This window comes from Macrococcus bovicus (assembly GCF_004359575.1).
Classification (GTDB): Bacteria; Bacillota; Bacilli; order Staphylococcales; family Staphylococcaceae; genus Macrococcus; species Macrococcus bovicus.
The window spans coordinates 32,632-51,683 of sequence record NZ_SCWF01000005.1 but is presented as its reverse complement, the minus strand read 5'-3'; the positions used below and the strand labels follow the sequence as shown (position 1 = coordinate 51,683).

Annotated in this window: 18 protein-coding genes; 16 read left to right on the top strand and 2 right to left on the bottom strand. The window is 44.4% G+C overall.

All coding sequences use genetic code 11. The annotated features are described in order from the left end of the window. The first annotated feature begins 45 nt into the window (after positions 1-45). From ERX55_RS06165 to ERX55_RS06100, 14 genes are all read left to right on the top strand, one after another. Positions 46-1,086: a GTPase domain-containing protein gene (locus tag ERX55_RS06165; protein ID WP_165983726.1), complete on the top strand. Its 1,041-nt coding sequence runs from the start codon at positions 46-48 to the stop codon at positions 1,084-1,086. Positions 1,087-1,227: 141 nt separating this feature from the next. Continuing rightward, entirely contained in the window at positions 1,228-2,526 is a 1,299-nt protein-coding gene (locus tag ERX55_RS06160; RefSeq protein ID WP_133451692.1) for an ABC transporter substrate-binding protein, read from the top strand. 58 nt (positions 2,527-2,584) lie between these two features. Next, entirely contained in the window at positions 2,585-3,451 is an 867-nt protein-coding gene (locus tag ERX55_RS06155; protein WP_133451691.1) for a carbohydrate ABC transporter permease, read from the top strand. After that, positions 3,451-4,260, top strand: a complete 810-nt coding sequence (locus tag ERX55_RS06150; RefSeq protein WP_133451690.1) for a carbohydrate ABC transporter permease — start codon at positions 3,451-3,453, stop codon at positions 4,258-4,260. Before ERX55_RS06155 ends, ERX55_RS06150 begins: the two co-directional genes overlap by 1 nt. A 1-nt stretch (position 4,261) precedes the next feature. Then, a complete protein-coding gene (locus ERX55_RS06145; protein ID WP_133451689.1) occupies positions 4,262-5,272 on the top strand; it encodes a LacI family DNA-binding transcriptional regulator in 1,011 nt (336 codons plus the stop codon). After that, positions 5,269-5,997: a ThuA domain-containing protein gene (locus ERX55_RS06140; protein ID WP_133451688.1), complete on the top strand. Its 729-nt coding sequence runs from the start codon at positions 5,269-5,271 to the stop codon at positions 5,995-5,997. The genes ERX55_RS06145 and ERX55_RS06140 overlap by 4 nt, the downstream gene beginning before the upstream one ends. Beyond that, positions 5,990-7,006, top strand: a complete 1,017-nt coding sequence (locus ERX55_RS06135; RefSeq protein ID WP_133451687.1) for a Gfo/Idh/MocA family protein — start codon at positions 5,990-5,992, stop codon at positions 7,004-7,006. Before ERX55_RS06140 ends, ERX55_RS06135 begins: the two co-directional genes overlap by 8 nt. A gap of 12 nt (positions 7,007-7,018) precedes the next feature. Continuing rightward, positions 7,019-8,065, top strand: coding sequence for a Gfo/Idh/MocA family protein (locus ERX55_RS06130; protein ID WP_133451686.1), 1,047 nt, complete (start codon positions 7,019-7,021; stop codon positions 8,063-8,065). After that, positions 8,065-9,033: a sugar phosphate isomerase/epimerase family protein gene (locus ERX55_RS06125; protein ID WP_133451685.1), complete on the top strand. Its 969-nt coding sequence runs from the start codon at positions 8,065-8,067 to the stop codon at positions 9,031-9,033. The genes ERX55_RS06130 and ERX55_RS06125 overlap by 1 nt, the downstream gene beginning before the upstream one ends. A gap of 12 nt (positions 9,034-9,045) precedes the next feature. Continuing rightward, positions 9,046-10,182: an ABC transporter ATP-binding protein gene (locus ERX55_RS06120; RefSeq protein ID WP_133451684.1), complete on the top strand. Its 1,137-nt coding sequence runs from the start codon at positions 9,046-9,048 to the stop codon at positions 10,180-10,182. Positions 10,183-10,266: 84 nt separating this feature from the next. Further along, positions 10,267-11,937 carry a glycoside hydrolase family 13 protein gene (locus ERX55_RS06115; protein ID WP_133451683.1) on the top strand — a complete coding sequence of 557 codons (1,671 nt, stop codon included), beginning with the start codon at positions 10,267-10,269 and terminating at the stop codon, positions 11,935-11,937. Between the two features lie 137 nt (positions 11,938-12,074). Then, positions 12,075-12,401: a lamin tail domain-containing protein gene (locus tag ERX55_RS06110; protein ID WP_208001508.1), complete on the top strand. Its 327-nt coding sequence runs from the start codon at positions 12,075-12,077 to the stop codon at positions 12,399-12,401. After that, complete coding sequence (locus ERX55_RS06105) at positions 12,346-13,008, top strand: SdrD B-like domain-containing protein (RefSeq protein WP_165983725.1); 663 nt, start codon at positions 12,346-12,348, stop codon at positions 13,006-13,008. The genes ERX55_RS06110 and ERX55_RS06105 overlap by 56 nt, the downstream gene beginning before the upstream one ends. Before the next feature lie 77 nt (positions 13,009-13,085). Next, complete coding sequence (locus ERX55_RS06100; protein ID WP_133451681.1) at positions 13,086-13,808, top strand: VOC family protein; 723 nt, start codon at positions 13,086-13,088, stop codon at positions 13,806-13,808. On the opposite strand, the gene ERX55_RS06095 is transcribed toward ERX55_RS06100, so the two are convergent. Continuing rightward, complete coding sequence (locus ERX55_RS06095; protein WP_133451680.1) at positions 13,799-14,053, bottom strand: hypothetical protein; 255 nt, start codon at positions 14,051-14,053, stop codon at positions 13,799-13,801. The genes ERX55_RS06100 and ERX55_RS06095 overlap by 10 nt on opposite strands. 84 nt (positions 14,054-14,137) lie before the next feature. On the opposite strand from ERX55_RS06095, the gene ERX55_RS06090 reads away from it, so the two are divergent. After that, on the top strand, positions 14,138-15,376 hold the full coding sequence (locus ERX55_RS06090) for a lipid II:glycine glycyltransferase FemX (RefSeq protein ID WP_133451774.1): 1,239 nt from the start codon (positions 14,138-14,140) through the stop codon (positions 15,374-15,376). A 32-nt stretch (positions 15,377-15,408) separates the two neighbouring features. Here ERX55_RS06090 and ERX55_RS06085 read toward each other — a convergent pair whose 3' ends face one another. Continuing rightward, on the bottom strand, positions 15,409-15,696 hold the full coding sequence (locus ERX55_RS06085) for a hypothetical protein (protein WP_133451679.1): 288 nt from the start codon (positions 15,694-15,696) through the stop codon (positions 15,409-15,411). 166 nt (positions 15,697-15,862) lie between these two features. On the opposite strand from ERX55_RS06085, the gene ERX55_RS06080 reads away from it, so the two are divergent. Next, on the top strand, positions 15,863-19,042 hold the full coding sequence (locus ERX55_RS06080) for an efflux RND transporter permease subunit (protein ID WP_133451678.1): 3,180 nt from the start codon (positions 15,863-15,865) through the stop codon (positions 19,040-19,042). Positions 19,043-19,052 lie beyond the last annotated feature (10 nt).

The window sequence follows — 19,052 nt, the reverse complement described above, 5'->3', positions numbered from 1 at the left end:
ATTGGTATAGTAGAAGTATAACTATACGTTAATGGAGTGATGAAGATGAAGAATCATCCTTTGGTCAAGGCATACAGAAAGTTTGTGGCGAACCGTACACCGCATGCCATTGGTTTTATCGGCCAGCCTGATGCAGGTAAAAGCAGCCTGATCAATCAGCTGCTGCCAAAGGCGAAAGCTTATACAGGGGTTCATACAGATGCAACGCTGACTGCGCAGTCCTACATCTATCCTGAATACGGAGAACTCGTTGATTTTCCGGGGGTCGGCACTGAGGAAATCACGTTAGCACAATATAAGAAGATCATTAAAGCAAGTGATATTCAGCAGTTCTACTATATTTTAAGCAGTAAAATCAGAGAGACTGATATGGACTTGATCAAATATCTGGCGAAAGAAGGAAAAGAGATTCATTTCGTCTATAACAAAGTGGACGCCTTGATTGATGTCAACCGTACAGAAAGCAGTGAGCTGCTGCGCCACACGAAAAATACCGAGCTGAAAGTGATGCTGCGTGGCGTATTGAACGAACATCAAGACTATTTATTTACAAGTGCCTTATCGGGTGAAGGGATAGAAGGGCTCAGTGAACAGATACGTCAGCAGATGACCATGATGTATGACGAATATCTGAAGCACTATCAAAGCGAAGAGATGAAAGAAAGCTATCTGAATTACAAAGTGAACGCCGTCTTTCCTAAACTTTTCACGCCTGCCTTGAAGGAAGTCCTGTCACATCAGAACTATACCATTCTGGAGCGGACGATTCGCAGCCACTTCAGAGTAGAAGCAGATGATGTCTATGACCGTTTTCATCACTGGCCCTCTATAGAGAAGAACGTGAGGGAGATAGAAGAGCAAGGATCTTCACTGATGAAGATGATGGATATGACGAAGATGATTCAGATGGTCCGCAGTGCCTTTAAACTTAAATCAATCAATCCTATTCAGGCGGTGTTCAGCTCGCTGTTTGAAGCAGGCATGGCACAGGCACTCCCTGCCGTCCAGGGCATGATTCATTACACGAATGATATGAAAGCGGTGGCGAAATATATATTAGATCAATCGACCCCTCTTTACAGATAAGGATGCTCTTCGGAGCTTCTTTTTTTATGATTTTATGCAATCGTTTGCAAAAAAGTGTTGACGCTCGATGAAGAAGGATGCTAAGATGATTTTAAGAATGAAAACGTTTTCTAAAACTATATAGCTAAAGGAGATTAAGAGATGAAGAAATCGTCATTGTTAATGCTTGTTCTATCTTTAATTTTTGCCTCAGTTCTTGCAGCGTGCGGTAATTCAGGTTCCGGCGGAGGTACTGCCAAGAAAGGTGACGGTGATCAAGTTACGGTCAATGTCTTCCAGTTCAAAGTGGAATTCAAGCAGCAGTTTGAAGAAATGGCTAAGAAATATATGGCTGAACATCCAAATGTAAAAATCAATGTTGAAACAGTAGGCGGGGGCAACGACTACGGTCAAGCATTAAAAGCTAAAATCGCTTCTAAAAACGAGCCGGACATTTTCAATATCGGTGGTCCTGAGGATTTAAAACAACACGCAAGTCGTTTAGCAGATTTATCAGATATGAAATCAACTAAAGCGGTTGTCGATGAAGCGTTACTTGCACCAGTCCAGAAAGACGGTAAAACATATGGTATCCCAATGAACCAGGAAGGATACGGCTTGATCTACAATAAAGAGATCTTCGAAAAAGCAGGCGTTAAAGCAGAAGATATCAAAACATTGGACGATTTAGAGAAAGTGGCACAGACCATCGACTCTAAAAAAGATGAGTTAAAATTAAGCGGTGTCTTTGCATTACCGGCGAAAGAAAAATGGGTTTTAGGCGACCACGCAGCAAGCATGTTCTTAGCGAAAGATTTCGACAATGATATTCAGAAAGCAGCAGATGCTAAAACACTGCCTTTCACTCAAAAAGATCAGTTAAAACAATATTTAGATATCCAGAACAAATATTCTAAACAACCTGTTGCTTCTCTTGATTATTCTCAGCAGGTAGAAGAGTTATTCTCGACAGGTAAAGTAGCTATGATTCAACAAGGTAACTGGGCTTATCCGACAATCGAAGGTGTGAATCCTGAAGTGGCTAAAAACGTCGGCCTCATCGCTGTACCAACAGGTTCAGGTGAAGCGACCATTCCAGTAGGGGTTGCAAACAACTGGGCAGTCAACAAAAAATCAGATGAAAAAGTTCAAAAAGCAGCCAAAGAATTCTTGGACTGGTTATACACATCTGATGAAGGTAAAAAGATTGTCATGGAAGACTTCAAGTTCATTCCAGCTTATAAAGACTACGATACTTCTAAAATTGCTGACCCACTCTCAAAAGAAATCTATAAGTATTCAGAAGAAGGTAAAACATCTGCGTGGGTATTCAAAGGTTACCCGACAGGTTACACCGATGACGCATTAGGTGCTTACCTGCAAGATTACTTAACAGGTAAAATTTCATTTGATGAAGCAATCAAAAAATCTCAAGATGCTTGGGAAAAAGCAAGAAAATAATAGTTTAAAAAGGGGGTCACATTGCGTGTGCCCCCTTTTTAAAATCTGAGGTGAAAAAATGAAGACAAAAAGTTTTGCGTTCTGGCTGTTCCTGCTGCCTGTTTTATTCGCGTTGTCAATGGTCATCATCATTCCATTTTTATATGGTATCTATTATTCATTTACCAACTGGAACGGTGATACATCACAGGTGCCTGATTTTGTCGGCTTCGATAACTATATCAATCTGCTGAGTGATGACACCTTTAAAAACGCACTCTGGTTTACGTTCAAATATTCAATTGCAGCGGTATTCATCATCAATATTATTGGTCTCGGACTGGCGCTGTTAGTCACAAGCCGGATCAAATCAAGAAATTTCCTGCGGACGATTTTCTTTATGCCGAACTTGATCGGTGGACTGATCCTCGGTTTCATCTGGCAGTTCATCTTCACGAAAGTATTTGCTTCTATCGGAGTGGCGATCGGCTCGGAATGGATGCAGGGCTGGCTCAGTGATACAACGACCGGTTTCTGGGGCATGGTCATTCTCTCTACGTGGCAGATGGCAGGTTATATCATGATCATCTATATCGCTTATTTAGAGAATGTACCAGCAGACTTACTGGAAGCGGCTGAAATAGACGGCGCGAATACTTGGCAGCGTTTCAAGAACATCACTTTCCCGCTCGTGGCACCCGCATTTACAGTCAGCATGTTCCTGACACTATCAGGTGCTTTCAAGATTTACGACCAGAACTTATCACTGACAAACGGTGGACCGGGTAACTCCACGAAAATGGTCGCGATGGATATCGTCGACACAGCCTTCAAAATGAACTTGATGGGTTCTGCGCAGGCAAAAGCGGTGATTTTCTTCCTGATCGTGACAACGATCAGCTTGATTCAGGTTTATTACAATAAGAAAAGAGAGGTGGAGATGTAATGAAAGCAAAATGGTATATCCTTGAAATCATTGCACTCGTTATCGGTCTTCTCTGGCTGTCTCCTTTCTACTTGATGATTGTCAACGCCTTTAAGACAAAGCTTGAGATCTTCAACAATACGCTGGCATTACCGAAAGAGAAGACATTCCAGAACTTTATTGATGCCTTCCAGCAATTGAACTTCGCGCAGACGTTCCTGAACTCTGTCCTTGTCTCTGTTGCCAGTGTCGCGCTCATTATTATCTTTTCAAGTATGGCGGCCTATGCTCTGAGCCGGAATAAAGGTAAGGTGTCAAACCTGATTTTCTTCCTGTTCGTCGCAGCGATGCTTGTGCCGTTCCAATCGGTCATGATTCCACTCGTCAAAATATTCGGCGATCTGCAGAGCTTGAATATCTGGGGTCTGATGTTCATGTACCTCGGCTTCGGTGCAAGTTTATCTATCTTCCTGTATCACGGTTCACTGCAGGGGATTTCAAAATCGCTCGATGAGGCAGCGATGATTGACGGCGCAAGTAAATGGCAGATTTACTGGCATGTCATCTTCCCGTTATTAAAACCGATCTCAGTAACAGTCGGTATCCTGAATGTGATCTGGATCTGGAATGACTATCTGTTACCAAGTCTCGTACTCGGCCCTGGTCAGGAAACGATTCCACTGAAATTATTCCTCTTCTTTGGTCAGTACACTAAGCAGTGGCATTTAGCACTGGCAGGTCTGACGATTTCAATTATTCCTGTTATCATCGGTTATTTCTTTGCGCAGAAACAGATCATCAAAGGTGTTTCTGACGGCGCAGTGAAATAACATGGTAACGATCAAAGATGTGGCGAAACGAGCGAATGTCGCTCCCTCCACTGTTTCACGGGTGATCAGTAACAGCGATGCGATCAGTCAGAAGACAGCCGATAAAGTCCGCAGAATCATGGAGGAGATGGGCTATATCCCGAACGTTTCTGCCAGAAGATTAGTGACAAAGCAGTCGAATACGATCGGTCTCTTGCTGAAATCATCTTCAAAGGAGATGCGGCAGAATCCATTTTTCACAGATGTACTCATGAGTATCTCGAGAGTCTGTAAGGATAATGGTTATTCCACGGTTATTTCGACCAGTAAGGAAGAAGCAGAACTACTGCATGAAGTAAAAGAGATGGTCACCAGTAATGCGGTTGATGGTTTTATCGTCCTTTATTCAAAAGAAGAGAATACGGTCTTGGATTATCTGCGCAAGCTTGATTGCCCCTACGTCATCATCGGGAAGAAGCTGAATCAATCAACAGATATATTTATTGATAATGATAATGTCGAAGCTGCGTTTAAGCTGACGCAGTACCTAATCGATTTAGGCCATGAAAAGATTGCCTTTATCGCAGAAAATAAGACCTATGCCGTTAACATTGACCGCCTGACAGGATACAGAGAAGCCTGTGCAGATGCAGGGCTTGAGACTACGGTTTTTGAAGGTGCTGCAGGAACAGAAGATGTGAAGCATATCGTACAAAATATGCCCGAGGAAATAACCGCAATTATTACATCAGACAGCATGATGAACTTGAGCGTTCTAAGTGAGTTGTATCTTTTAGGCAGACGTATCCCGGAAGATATCCAGACGGCTACTTTCAATGATTCTTATCTGAATGAAGCTGCTTGTCCCCCGCAGACGGTAGTCGATATCTTCCCTGAACGTCTTGGTCAGGAAGCAGCCAGCCGATTGATTAAATATTTACATCACCGTGATATGCTGAAGGTGAGTAAAATGATTCCTACTCGTATTATTGAACGACAGTCTACAAAACGTTTAAAGGAGAGAGAAACATGAAAGTGACCGTATGGAATGAATTCAGACATGAAAAAGAATCAGAGGAAGTCAGAAGCATTTATCCGGAAGGTATTCATCAGCAGATTGCCTCGTTTATAGAAGGAGCTGAGGTCACAACTGCGACATTAGATGAGCCGGAACATGGACTGACAGAAGATGTGCTGAATCAGACAGATGTTTTGATCTGGTGGGGGCATAAAGCGCATGATGACGTACAGGACGCAATCGTTGACCGCGTTCATAAACGAGTGCTGGAAGGAATGGGTCTGATTGTTCTGCATTCAGGCCACTTCTCGAAAGTATTCAAGAAGCTGATGGGAACCGGCTGCGACTTGAAGTGGCGTGAGGCAGGCGAGAAAGAACGGATCTGGACTGTGATGCCGAATCATCCGATTGCAGAGGGCCTGGGTGAATATTTTGAACTAGAAGAGGAAGAGATGTACGGTGAGCATTTTGATATTCCAGCTCCGGAAGAACTCCTGTTCGTCAGCTGGTTCCAGGGCGGAGAAGTCTTCCGTTCAGGTGCCACTTTCAGGCGAGGTAACGGTAAGATCTTCTATTTCCGCCCGGGACATGAGACTTATCCGACTTATTACAATGAGAACGTGCAGCGCGTCATCAACAACGCAGTGAAATGGGCACGTCCAACGACGAATGCCTATCCGACATACGGGAACTATCAGCCGCTTGAAGACTTGGATAAAGGAGAGAAGTCAGATGTTTAAGGTAGGAATCATTGGCTGCGGAAGTATTGCTACACATCGCCATATTCCGGAGTATCAGCAGAACGCGAACGCTGAAATCATCGCATACTGTGATATTGTCAAAGAGCGTAGCGATGAGCTCGCTGCAGCATTTGGAGGTGTGAGTTACAGCGATTATCATGACCTGTTAGCTGATCCGGAAGTGGAGGTCATCAGCATCTGTACACCGAACTACCTGCATGCAGAGATGACGATAGCAGCGCTTAAGGCTGGCAAGCATGTGCTCTGTGAGAAACCGATGGCGACGTCACTTGAGGATGCAGATGCCATGATCAGAGCGGCAGAAGAAAGTGGCAAGACATTGATGATTGGCCATAACCAGCGTATTAATGAGGCACATCAGCGGGCAAAAGAGGATATCGCAGCAGGGAAGCTCGGGAAACTCTATTCATTTAAGACGACGTTCGGTCATCCGGGCCCGGAAGGCTGGAGTGTCGATGGACCTGACAGCTGGTTCTTTGACAAAAAGCGTGCCTTCATCGGCGCGATGGGAGACCTCGGTGTCCATAAGGCAGATTTGATGCGTTATATACTTGGTACAGAATTCACGGAAGTCGGTGCGATGATTGAGACGTCTGCAAAAAAAGCAGATGTTGATGACAATGCGGTCCTTATTCTGAAGACCGCTGACGGCATCATCGGCACATTAAGTGCATCCTGGGCTTATAATGGCCAGGAAGATAACAGCACGATGATATACGGTGAAAAAGGGATCCTGAAATTGAATGCAGATGACCTCTATACTTACCAGTTCTTCGGAGCGGATGGGCAGATTGAAAGAGAGCAGCTCGGTGAAATACAGACCAATGAAGAAGGCGGTCAGAAAAATTCACATACGATTGATGCGTTTCTTGAAGCGCTGAGCCGTCATGAAACACCGATCTGTGACGGGTATGAAGGCCGTGCATCTTTAAACGTCATCATTAAAGCGATAGAATCAGCACAAACTAAATCAATTATACAAATTTAAGGAGCGTTTCTTATGACGAAAGTCAGACTAGGTATAGCAGGTGTCGGCGGTATCGCGACAGATAGACACATACCGGCATTCAGAGATTTTGAACAGGTTGAAATCACACATGTTTATGATATCAATAAAGAGCGTGCGATGGTTGTCGCCAATCAGTTCCAGATACCGCACATCGCTTCCAGTTATGAAGAGATGCTTGACCAGATTGATGCGGTTGTCATCACCACACCGAATAAGTTTCATGCACCCATGGCGATTACAGCCCTTGAAAAGAATATCTCTGTCATGTGTGAGAAACCGATGGCGACGACGCGGGCGGAAGCAGGGGCGATGGTTCAGGCAGAAGAGAAGAGTGAAGGTGTCCTGCATATCGCCTATCATTATCGCTTTATGAAAGAGGCGATTGCTGCGAAGAAAATCATCGATAAAGGGATTATCGGGGAACCATTAGTCGTCCGGGTCAAAGCCATGCGACGACGTAAAGTACCAGGCTGGGGTGTCTTCACGAACAAAGAGCTGCAAGGCGGCGGAGCGCTGATTGACTACGGCTGTCACTTACTGGACCTGGCGATGTGGCTGACGGGCAACCAGAAACCGGTTGAAGTATCAGCGCAGACTTATAATAGACTCAGTCGTATGCCGAACCCGGTCAATGAATGGGGCATGTTCAATCCAGAGACATTTGAAGTGGATGACCACGTGACGGCTTTCATCCGGTTTGAGAATAACGTGACGATGCTCTTTGAGACGAGCTGGGCTGCGAATGTTGAGAGTGACGAAGAACATATCAGTATCTCGGGTACTAAAGGGGGGCTGAACGTTTTTGAAATGAAAGTGAACCAGGCGGATGATACGCTGATGACGACACTGAATATTGATTACATCCAGGTTGATCATCCATTCGAGTATCTGCAGGCAGAAAACTTCATTACAGCCATTATGAACAGCACATCTTTACGTGTACAGCCGGCAGAAGCAAAAGACGTCTCGAGTGTGATAGAAGCGATTTACTTAAGTGCACAAAAACAGCGGGCGATTCGACTGGAGGGGGAAAAATAATGAAATTAGGCGTATTTAATCCACTTTTTAATGACAAATCTTTCGAAGAGATGCTTGATTATGTAAAGGCATCAGGTGTAGAAGCGGTAGAAGTCGGCACGGGCTGCTATCCCGGCAGTAAGCACATCGATGTTGATCAGCTGATGGCAGATGCGGATGCACGAGAAGCTTACTTAAAAGCCTTTGCAGAACGGGGTCTTTTTATTTCATCATTCAGCTGTCATGGTAATCCGATCTCACCTGATGCTGAGTTCCGTAGAGAATCGGATGAGACCCTCCGCAAAACAATCAGACTGGCTGCACTGATGAATGTGCCGGTCGTCAATTGTTTCAGCGGGACAGCGGGTGAATCAGACGATGCTAAGCAGCCGAACTGGCCAGTGGTCGCGTGGCCGACAGAATATGGCGATATCTACAACTGGCAGTGGGAAAACAAGCTGATTCCTTACTGGCAGGATATTGCAGAACTGGCCAAAGAAGCGAATGTCAAAATCGGTTTAGAGCTGCACGGCGGCTTCCTTGTTCACTCACCTTATACGCTCCTTAAACTGAGAAAGGCGACGAATGAGTTTATTGGGGCGAACCTCGACCCAAGTCATATGTGGTGGCAGGGTATTGATCCGGTTGCGGCTATCAAGATTCTAGGTCAAGAAAATGCCATTCACCATTTTCATGCAAAGGATACCTATCTCGACCAGGATAACATCAATATGTATGGCCTTCTGGACATGCAGCCTTACGGTGATGTTCAGTCGCGTAGCTGGACGTTCAGAAGTGTCGGCTGTGGTCATGATATGGCGGAATGGACCCGGATGATGAGTGCGCTTAGAACGTATCATTATGACTATGTAGTCAGTATAGAACACGAAGATCCACTGATGTCGATTGAAGAAGGATTTCAGACAGCAGTCCGTAACTTAAAGCAAGTCATCATTAAAGAGACACCGACAGATATGTGGTGGGCTTAAGGAGGAAGTTAAATGGCAGAACTTAAACTGGATCATATCCAGAAGACATATGAGGGCGGCAATACGGTCGTCAAAGATTTTAATTTACACATTCAGGATAAAGAATTTATCGTCTTTGTCGGCCCGTCCGGCTGCGGTAAATCAACAACGTTGCGGATGATTGCAGGCCTCGAAGATATCACGGGAGGCGACCTGTTAATAGACGGCGTCCGTATGAATGATGTACCGCCGAAGAACCGCGATATCGCAATGGTCTTCCAGAACTATGCCCTTTATCCGCATATGACTGTATTTGATAATATGGCATTCGGTCTTAAATTACGCAAAATGCCGAAGGAAGAAATCAAAACACGCGTCCATGAAGCAGCGGAGATACTCGGTCTGACAGAATACTTGAACCGTAAGCCGAAAGCATTGTCGGGCGGTCAGCGTCAGCGTGTGGCATTAGGCCGGGCGATTGTCCGTGAAGCAAAAGTCTTCTTGATGGATGAACCGCTGTCAAACCTCGATGCGAAACTGCGGGTACAGATGCGTGCCGAAATTTCTAAGCTGCACCATCGTCTGCAGACAACGACGATTTACGTGACGCATGACCAGACAGAAGCGCTGACGATGGCGACACGCATTGTCGTCCTCAACAAAGGAGATATCATGCAAGTCGGGACGCCAAAAGAAGTCTATGATTTCCCGGAAAATATCTTTGTCGCAGAATTCATCGGTTCACCGCCTATGAATATCTTCTCAGCTCAGCTGCAGGATAATCAGCTGCATATCGGTGAGTATTCATTCGATGTACCCGAAAGCACGCTGCGTACGTTGGAAGCAAAAGGCTATAAAAACAAGCCGGTCAAGTTCGGTATTCGTCCGGAAGATATTCATGATGAACCTGTCTTCATTCAGTCATCAGAAGGTACTTCCTTCGAGACGAAGGTGACCGTCAGTGAGCTCCATGGTTCAGAAGTCATGGTTTACAGCACGTTTGAAGACCAGGAATTCATCTCTAAACTGGATGCTCGTAATGACTATCAGCCGGGAGACATCATCCGTCTCGCGATTGATATGAACAAAGCCCATTTCTTCGATGCTGAGACAGGCGAGCGTATTCGTTCAGCAGCTGAAGACCGGAGACGTCAGGCAGCACAAGTTTAATGTTTGAAATGAGAGTGAAAAGCTGTTAACATGCATGAATGTTAATGGCTTTCTTTATGGCTGAATACAGGAGGATATAACAAAATGGAACGGATCTGGTGGAAAGAAGCGGTATGCTATCAAGTGTATCCGCGGAGTTTTAAGGATTCAAATGGTGATGGTATTGGTGATATTAACGGTATAACGGAGAAACTGGATTATCTGCAGGATTTAGGAATTGATGTGATCTGGGTCAGCCCGATCTATAAGTCGCCGAATGACGATAATGGCTATGATATCAGTGACTATCAGGCTATCATGCGTGATTTCGGTACAATGGAAGATTTCGACCGCTTGCTTCTTGAGGTGCATTCACGCGGTATGAAACTGATCATGGATCTCGTCATCAATCATACAAGTGATGAGCATCCTTGGTTCATTGAGTCACGTATTTCAAAAGACAATCCGAAGCGTGACTGGTATATCTGGCAGGACGCTAAAGAGGGCAAGGAACCGAATAACTGGGCCAGCATCTTTGAAGGTTCTGCGTGGGAGTATGATGTGACGACAGATCAGTATTTCATGCATGTCTTCAGCCGGAAACAGCCGGATCTGAACTGGGAAAATAAAGAGATGCGTGAAACCATCTACAATATGGTGAACTGGTGGCTTGATAAAGGTATCGACGGCTTCCGGGTGGATGCAATCAGTCACATTAAAAAATCATTTGACAAAGGCGATCTGCCGAATCCCGATCAGCTGAACTATGTCGATTCATTTGAAGCGCATATGAATCAGCCGGGTATTCACAAGTATTTAGAAGAGCTGAAGGAAAAGACGTTCTCTAAATATGATATTATGACGGTCGGTGAAGCAAATGGGGTGACGACTGAAGATGCAGATGTCTGGGTCGGTGAAAAAGAAGGCAAGTTCAACATGGTCTTCCAGTTTGAGCATTTAAATCTCTGGGACCATAATATCGGCACAGGCTTCGATATTCCGGGCTATAAGAAAATACTGGCTAATTGGCAGAAAGGCCTTGAGAATAAAGGCTGGAATGCACTTTTCATTGAAAACCATGACCGCCCGCGTGTTCCTTCGACTTGGGCAGATGACAAAGATCACTGGTACGAAAGCTCAACCAGTCATGCGACAGTCTATATGCTGCTGCAAGGGACACCATTCATCTACCAGGGGCAGGAAATCGGCATGACGAACTATCCTTTTAAAGATATTACGGAATTTGATGATGTTCACGCCAAGAACATCTATAACAACGAACTGATCAACGGTGCTTCTAAAGAAGAAGTGATTGAGATGCTCCAGCGTATCAGCCGCGATAATTCACGTACACCGATGCAATGGGATGCAACGGACAACGCAGGGTTTACAACTGGACATCCTTGGATGAAGGTCAATCCGAATTATCCTTATTTAAACGTTGCACACCAGCTTGAACGTGAGGATTCGATTCTTAAATTTTATAAAAAACTCATCCGGTTCAAAAAAGAAAACCTGGTTATGACGTACGGCACATTTGACCTTGTCTATCCAGAACATGAAACTGTCTTCGCCTATACTAGAACGCTGGAAGATGAGAGAATTCTGGTCATCGGTAATCTGGATAATCAGAAAGTCGAACTTGATGACTCTGAAAATATTGAATTCAATTCCGAGCAGTTAATCATCGCTAACTATGACTACGGCTTTGATAGTAAGACAAGCAATAGTATTCAATTACAACCTTATGAAGCACGTGTCTACCGTTTATCATAGAGCAAAGACCCTCTTTTGCAGATGCAAAAAGAGGGTCTTTTACATATTTAATAATATGTTTACATTATCTACATATTGACTCCATATTCAGTTGTTAAACTGATAAGATATTTAATCACATGAAGAGGAGTAACGGGATGAAATCAACTTTCAAAGCACTTTTATCCATCATGATAGTACTGTCGCTGGTTCTGTCATTTTCAGGACAACGGGTACAGGCAGCGAGGACATTAATTATTTCAGAATACATAGAGGGTTCAGGCTACAATAAAGCCGTCGAAATCTATAATCCGACGTCAGCAGCAGTGGATTTATCAACCTATTCACTTGTCAACTTTGTTAACGGCGCCAGCGAGACAACGGGCACTGTAGCAGAACTGAAATTAACTGGAAACAGAAGATGTGAAAGTGACGGGACAAAAAGTAGTTCAACCTACTGTTACAGCACTCGATCAAATCGGTGAAGAGACAGAAGCGGAATATATTGCGATTGAAAAAGTGAAAGTAGAATCAGTCAACACATATAATGAATACACAGTGACAGATGCAGTGGGTTATACTTTCCTTGTTAAAACCACACAACCACTCGACATCGGTGCTACTTATGACCGTATTGAAGGTGTGGTGACGTATAGTTTCAATGCTTATAAATTACTGCCGACAGTGATTACTGAACAAGCTGACGTACCGACGACGGAAGCGCCGACAACAGAAGCGCCAGTGGTTCAACATGCTATAAGCGGATATGTCTTCTTTGATCAGAACAGTAATGGTAAATATGATAGACCTGACCGCAAATTATCAGATGTAAAAGTTGACGTGTATCAGAATGGTCAATGGGTTAAAACAGTTAAAACAGATAAAGAGGGTCACTATAAAGTAACTGTTAATGAAGGCACTTATATCCTGAAATTTGCTGCACCCGACCATTTAGTAGAAACATTTGCTGATCAGACAAGTGACGATCTTGATTCTGATATGAAGGACGGCAAGGTTACTGTCAAGGCAACAAAAGATGTAAAAGATGTCACAGCAGGGTTTGCAAAAAATATCGGTAAATTCCGTAAATAAGTATTTTTTCATCAGAAAACACCTTTTCAGGTGTTTTCTTTTGTTTTCTTCCTTACAATAGTTTTGAGGTGAAAGAGATGAAATTACAGTGGGATCATATTATTCATTATATAGACGGGCTTGATTCATTTGAGTTTCCCGATGAGCTCCTTGATCTGCATAAGGGAGGCAGACATGAGCAGCTTGGAACCTATAATTATCTGAGCTACACAGATTTGAGTTATATCGAGTTCATTGATGTTTTTGATAGAGACTTGCTGGAGAAAGCTGCAACAGATGAGCAGCGGCTCAGTTTTGCAGCAACATTAGAGAGAACAGGTTATGAGGAAGGCTGGCAGCGACTATGTTTTCGGACGGACGATATTGAAGCGCTGAATGATCACTTCATTTCTTGCGGCCTGGCGACAATCGGTCCGAGTAAGATGTCCCGCACGCAACCAGACGGACAAGTCATCAGCTGGCAGCTGCTTTATATTGATGACGACAGAACGGATAGAGAGCTGCCTTTCTTCATTCAGTGGGGAGAAAGTGATGAAGTCAGACGCGAGCAGCTGGCGCCATGGTTTCAGCCGCTTCGTGTCGTCAATATGACCTTGATGACGCAAAATAAAGACCAGTTCATCCAAAACTGGACAGACTGGTTTAATGCAAAGTATGATGATAATCAGCTGCTGATACCGGATGGTCCGACTTTTACGTTAATGGAAGGTGATAGAGAAAGCATTGAAGCCATTACCATAGCGGGCATCGATCATCCTTCTATAGAAGTACACGGTGCAACCTATCATTTTCAGGCATAAACATACTGATAAATATGCAGGATGATAAGTGAAACATGAAAGGCTACAATTAAAAGTGTTATAATAGCGAACGTAAAGTTGAGTCGGCTTTTTCTGACGATGAGAAAGAGAATGCTGATAATCGCTCCCAGTGCCGCGACAATGATATTTAAATCAATTCGGTCAACGGACTGGTGTCCCTGAATGATGACAATAAAAATCAAGTTCAGAAGTGCAATAACTGCAAGAAAGATATTTCTAAACATAGTAGCCTCTTTTCTTTAGGATAGTGCTATTATAACAGAATAAAAATGAACATGCTTGATACTGAAAGGAAGAAACAATTAATGATCGAATTGAGCACAATCAGTGATAAAGAGCACGATGAATTTGTCAAAACCCATCCTTATGGAGACCTGCTGCAATTATCTAAATGGGCAGAGGTGAAAAAGTCGGCCGGCTGGTACAGTCAACGTATTTCAGTCAGCCGGAATAATGAAACAGTGGGTGTCGCACAGCTGTTATTCAAGAAAGTGCCAAGAATGCCGTATACGCTCTGCTATATTTCACGAGGCTTTGTCTGTGACTATCGTGACCACGAAGTTGTTGAAGCCCTGTTAAAGCAGGCGATTGAGGTCGCGCGTCGCGAACGTGCATATTCCATCAAGATCGACCCGGATATTGAAGTGACAGCAGTGCCGGATCTCGTGGAGTATATGGAGTCCATCGGCTTTAAGCATAAAGGTTTCGAAGATGGCTTGAGTAAACATTATATTCAGCCGCGTATGACGATGATCACTAACATCGATCAAAGTGACGAGGACCTGATCAAGAGTTTTGAGCGCAACAACCGCTCGCGGGTGAAACTGAGTCAGAAAAAAGGGACAGAAGCCTATATTGCGGGGCGTGATGAGCTGCAGACATTCGCAGATTTAATGCAGGAGACGGGTTCAAGAGATGGTTTCCTGACACGTGATGTGTCTTATTTTGAAAATATCTATGATGCGCTGAATCCAGATGGTGATGCAGAGCTGGTGCTTGTAAAGCTGGTACCCGGTCACGTCCTGCCGAAGTTACGAGAAGAACTGGCAGTTCGTCAGGAGAAAAAAGAACGACTACTGACAAAAGAGAAGAATCAGAAGGTTGAGAATCAGCTGAAGGATCTGGATGTCCAGATGGCGAAACTTGAGAAACAGATTGAAGAACTGACTGAAATGGAGAAAACCAGTCCGGAAGGTAAAGTGCTGTCAGGCGCTATCCTGACGTTCGCCGGTCATAAAGCATATTACCTGTACGGGGCGTCCAGCAACGAGTACCGTGACTATCTGCCGAACTACAATATGCAGCTGACCATGATGCAGATAGCACGTGAAAGAGGCGCGAAAACTTATGATTTCGGCGGGACAAGTAATCATCCGGATAAAAGCTCTGAATACTTCGGTCTCTGGCAGTTCAAGAAAATGTGGGGCACGAGACTCAGCGCCAAAGTCGGAGAATTCGATTATATTCTGAATCCATATGTGTACCAGCTGGTGGAGCAGGTAAAACCACGAGTATTGAATCTGAAGCGTAAAATAGGCCGTAAATAGATAAAAGTCTTATCCAGCTGGATAAGACTTTATTATTTTATATCGAGATAAAGATAGGGATTGATAAACGTGATATATATCAGAAAAAGCAGACTGACAAAAGCTGTTAACGTCAAAATAATCGACAGAATGCGATACATCAGATCTTTTTCAGTCAGATTCATTTTACTGAAGTAATAACGCAATCCGATAAATATCGAGATAAGACTGAACAGCATCCAGAAATAACTGGTGAAGAAGATAATGCCGCTGTTGATGAAATAGCCGGCGATGAAGACGAAGTGCATCAGGATTGAAAGAAGCATCAGAACTTTTTGCATAGAATCCCTCCACTCTTTATTGTAGTTGAAAAACAAAAATAAGGAAAACTGAAATCAGGTCAGACTGCCTTAAATAAAAGAGTGGAGAATTCTGGTTTTATTATTAGTAAACTCTATACGTTTAAGTTATATTACTTAGTAAGACAATCTTTTTAGGAGGCAAGTTGTGATAAAGAAAATAATTGATTTTTCGTTGCATAATAAACTGGCATTATGGCTGATGACTTTACTTGTTGCAGCGGCAGGTGTTTACTCGGCGATGACGATGAAAGAGGAGATGCTGCCGAGTATTTCTTCTCCCGTTCTTACAGTCATAACCCCTTACCCTGGTGCAACACCAGAGGCAGTACTTGAGAATGTAACCGATCCGATAGAAAAGAAAGTCAAGAGTATGGAAGGTGTCGACACTGTTTCCAGTCAGTCGATGCAGAATGCTTCAGCCATAACCTTACAGTATGATTTTGGTACTGATATGGACAAAGCAGAAAAGAAAGTTCAGGAAGCGATTGATTCACTGGATCTGCCTGAAGAAGTTCAGGAGACAAGTATCGATCAAATCTCAATGTACACATTCCCGATCATCAGTTATTCGTTTTCGAATGACAAGAATGATATGAAAGGTCTGACAGAAAAAATCAAGGACGATTTAATCCCTGAAATCGAAGGGATAGAAGGTGTCTCAAGCGTGTCGTTCTCCGGTCAGCAGGTTGAGCAGGTTGAACTTCAGTTCGATGTAGACGAGATGAAGAAAAAGGGGCTGACCGAGGAATCAGTCCTTCAGTTCATCAAAGGGGCGACAGCAAATGCGCCGCTCGGTCTCTATACATTCGGCAATGACTTGAAATCTATCGTAGTAGATGGTCAGTTCACCTCTGTCGATGCCCTTAAATCACTCAAGGTGCCTGTAACAGGTTCGCAGGCGCCTCAAGGTGCCGGTGCCCAGGCAGGACAAAGTCCTCAGGCGCCTCAAGGTGCCGGTGCCCAGGCCCAGCTGTCACCTGAAGCTCAGAAAGCAATGGCTGAACAGATGAAAAACGCGAAAATCCCGACTGTGAAGTTAGGGGATATCGCCACCATCAAAAATGTGGAGAGCCGTGAATCTATTTCAAAAACGAACGGCAAGGATTCTTTAAGCATTCAGCTCGTGAAAACGGACAATGCCAATACAGTCAACGTGGCCAATGACGTCAAAAAAGTAGTAGATGACTACGTCAAAGAAAACAAAGATGTCAACGCACTGTTGCTTATGGATCAGGCTAAACCTATCCAGGATTCAGTTAAGACGATGGTGGAAAAAGCGGTGATCGGCGCTATTTTCGCGGTTATCATGATTCTGATCTTCTTACGGAATATCCGCTCAACGTTTATTGCGGTCGTCTCTATTCCAATGTCGATTCTGATTGCCCTGCTGATTCTGAAGCAGTTAGGTGTGACATTGAACATCATGACGCTCGGGGCGATGACAGTGGCAATCGGTCGGGTAATCGATGACTCAATCGTTGTTATTGAGAATATCTTCCGCAGAATGTCGAGTAAGACAGAACCTCTGCGGGGCGCAGCATTAATTGCCGATGCGACGAAAGAGATGTTTATGCCTATCATGTCCTCTACCATGGTAACAATCGCAGTATTCCTGCCGCTTGGACTGGTATCCGGGTCAATCGGTGAACTTTTCCGGCCGTTCGCATTGACTGTTGTCTTTGCACTTCTTGCGTCACTCTTGATCGCGATTACTATCGTGCCGATGCTCGGTCATATCTTCTTCCGCAACGGCATAAAAGGACATCATGATGAGAAGCCGGGTCGTATTGCTCACTTCTATCGCAACATTCTGGAATGGGCACTGAACCATAAGTGGACGGTCGGTATTTTAAGCACCTTATTACTGGCCGGCAGTTTGATGCTGACACCCCTTGTCGGAACCTCATTCATCTCTACGGGTGAAGATAAGCTACTGGCCTTAACTTATAAACCGGAACCAGGTGAAACAGAAGAAGAAGTGGTGGCCCATGCTGACGAGGTACAGCAAGAACTCGCTAAAAATAAGAACGTCTCCAATATTCAGTATTCAGTAGGCGGCAAGAATCCGTTCAGTCCGGTCGCTTCTAACGATATGGCGATGATGGTGGAATATGATAAAGATACACCGAACTGGGATGATGAAGCGGAGAAAGTACTGAATAAAATCGCAACCTTCAAGCATCCGGGGTCATGGAAGAACCAGGACTTTGCGACAGGCGGTACTTCTAATACGGTATCTGTCTCTGTTGTCGGTCCGACGACAGATGCTATCCGTGAAACGGTAAAAGAAGTTGAAGATGTGATGAAGGAACAGAAAACATTATCCAATGTAGATTCCTCGCTTGCAAGCAGTTACGAAGAATATACGATTAAGGTCGACCAGAACAAACTGGCTGAAAGCGGTCTGACGGCAGGACAGGTGGCTCTTGCACTGAACCAGCGTTCACCTGAGACGGTCGTAACGAAAGTCGGCAAGCCAGGTCAGTCAGCAGATGTCATTCTGACGAAAGACCAGGACACAAAGTGGACGGAGTCAAAGCTTGAGAACACCAAACTGACATCGCCGCTTGGCCGTGAGATCAAACTCAGCAGTGTCGCTGAAATTAAGAAGGGCCAATCATCAGATACAATCCTGCGCAAAGATGGTGACGTTGCTGCAACGGTAGATGGCAAGATTAAGGCTGATGACGTCGGTAAAACAACAGCGGATGTCACTCAGGCAATCAGCAAGATCGATAAACCGGATAATATCAAAATCAACGTCGGCGGGACAAATGAAGATATCGGCGAAAGCTTCTCTCAACTGGGACTTGCGATGCTTGCAGCCATCGGTATCGTCTATCTGATTCTTGTGCTGACATTCAGAGGTGGTCTGGCACCACTTGCCATCCTTTTCTCATTACCATTTACGATTACCGGTGTGATCGCCGGACTGCTGCTCTCAGGTGAGACTTTGTCAGTCCCATCTATGATCGGGGTGCTGATGTTGATCGGTATCGTTGTAACGAATGCGATTGTGCTGATTGACCGTGTCATCCATATGGAGGCAAGCGGTCTGTCAACACGAGAGGCGTTACTTGAAGCAGCCTCTACTCGTGTCAGACCGATTCTGATGACAGCACTGGCGACTGTAGGTGCCTTGTCGCCTCTTCTCTTCGGCGGTGACGGATCGGTACTGATCAGTAAATCACTCGGCGTGACCGTGATCGGTGGTCTCGTATCATCTACTATCCTGACCCTGATAGTAGTCCCTGTTGTATATGAACTGCTGATGAAACTGAAAAACAGACGAAAAAAAATGACGACTGAAACAGTCGTCAGATAATAAGGAACGG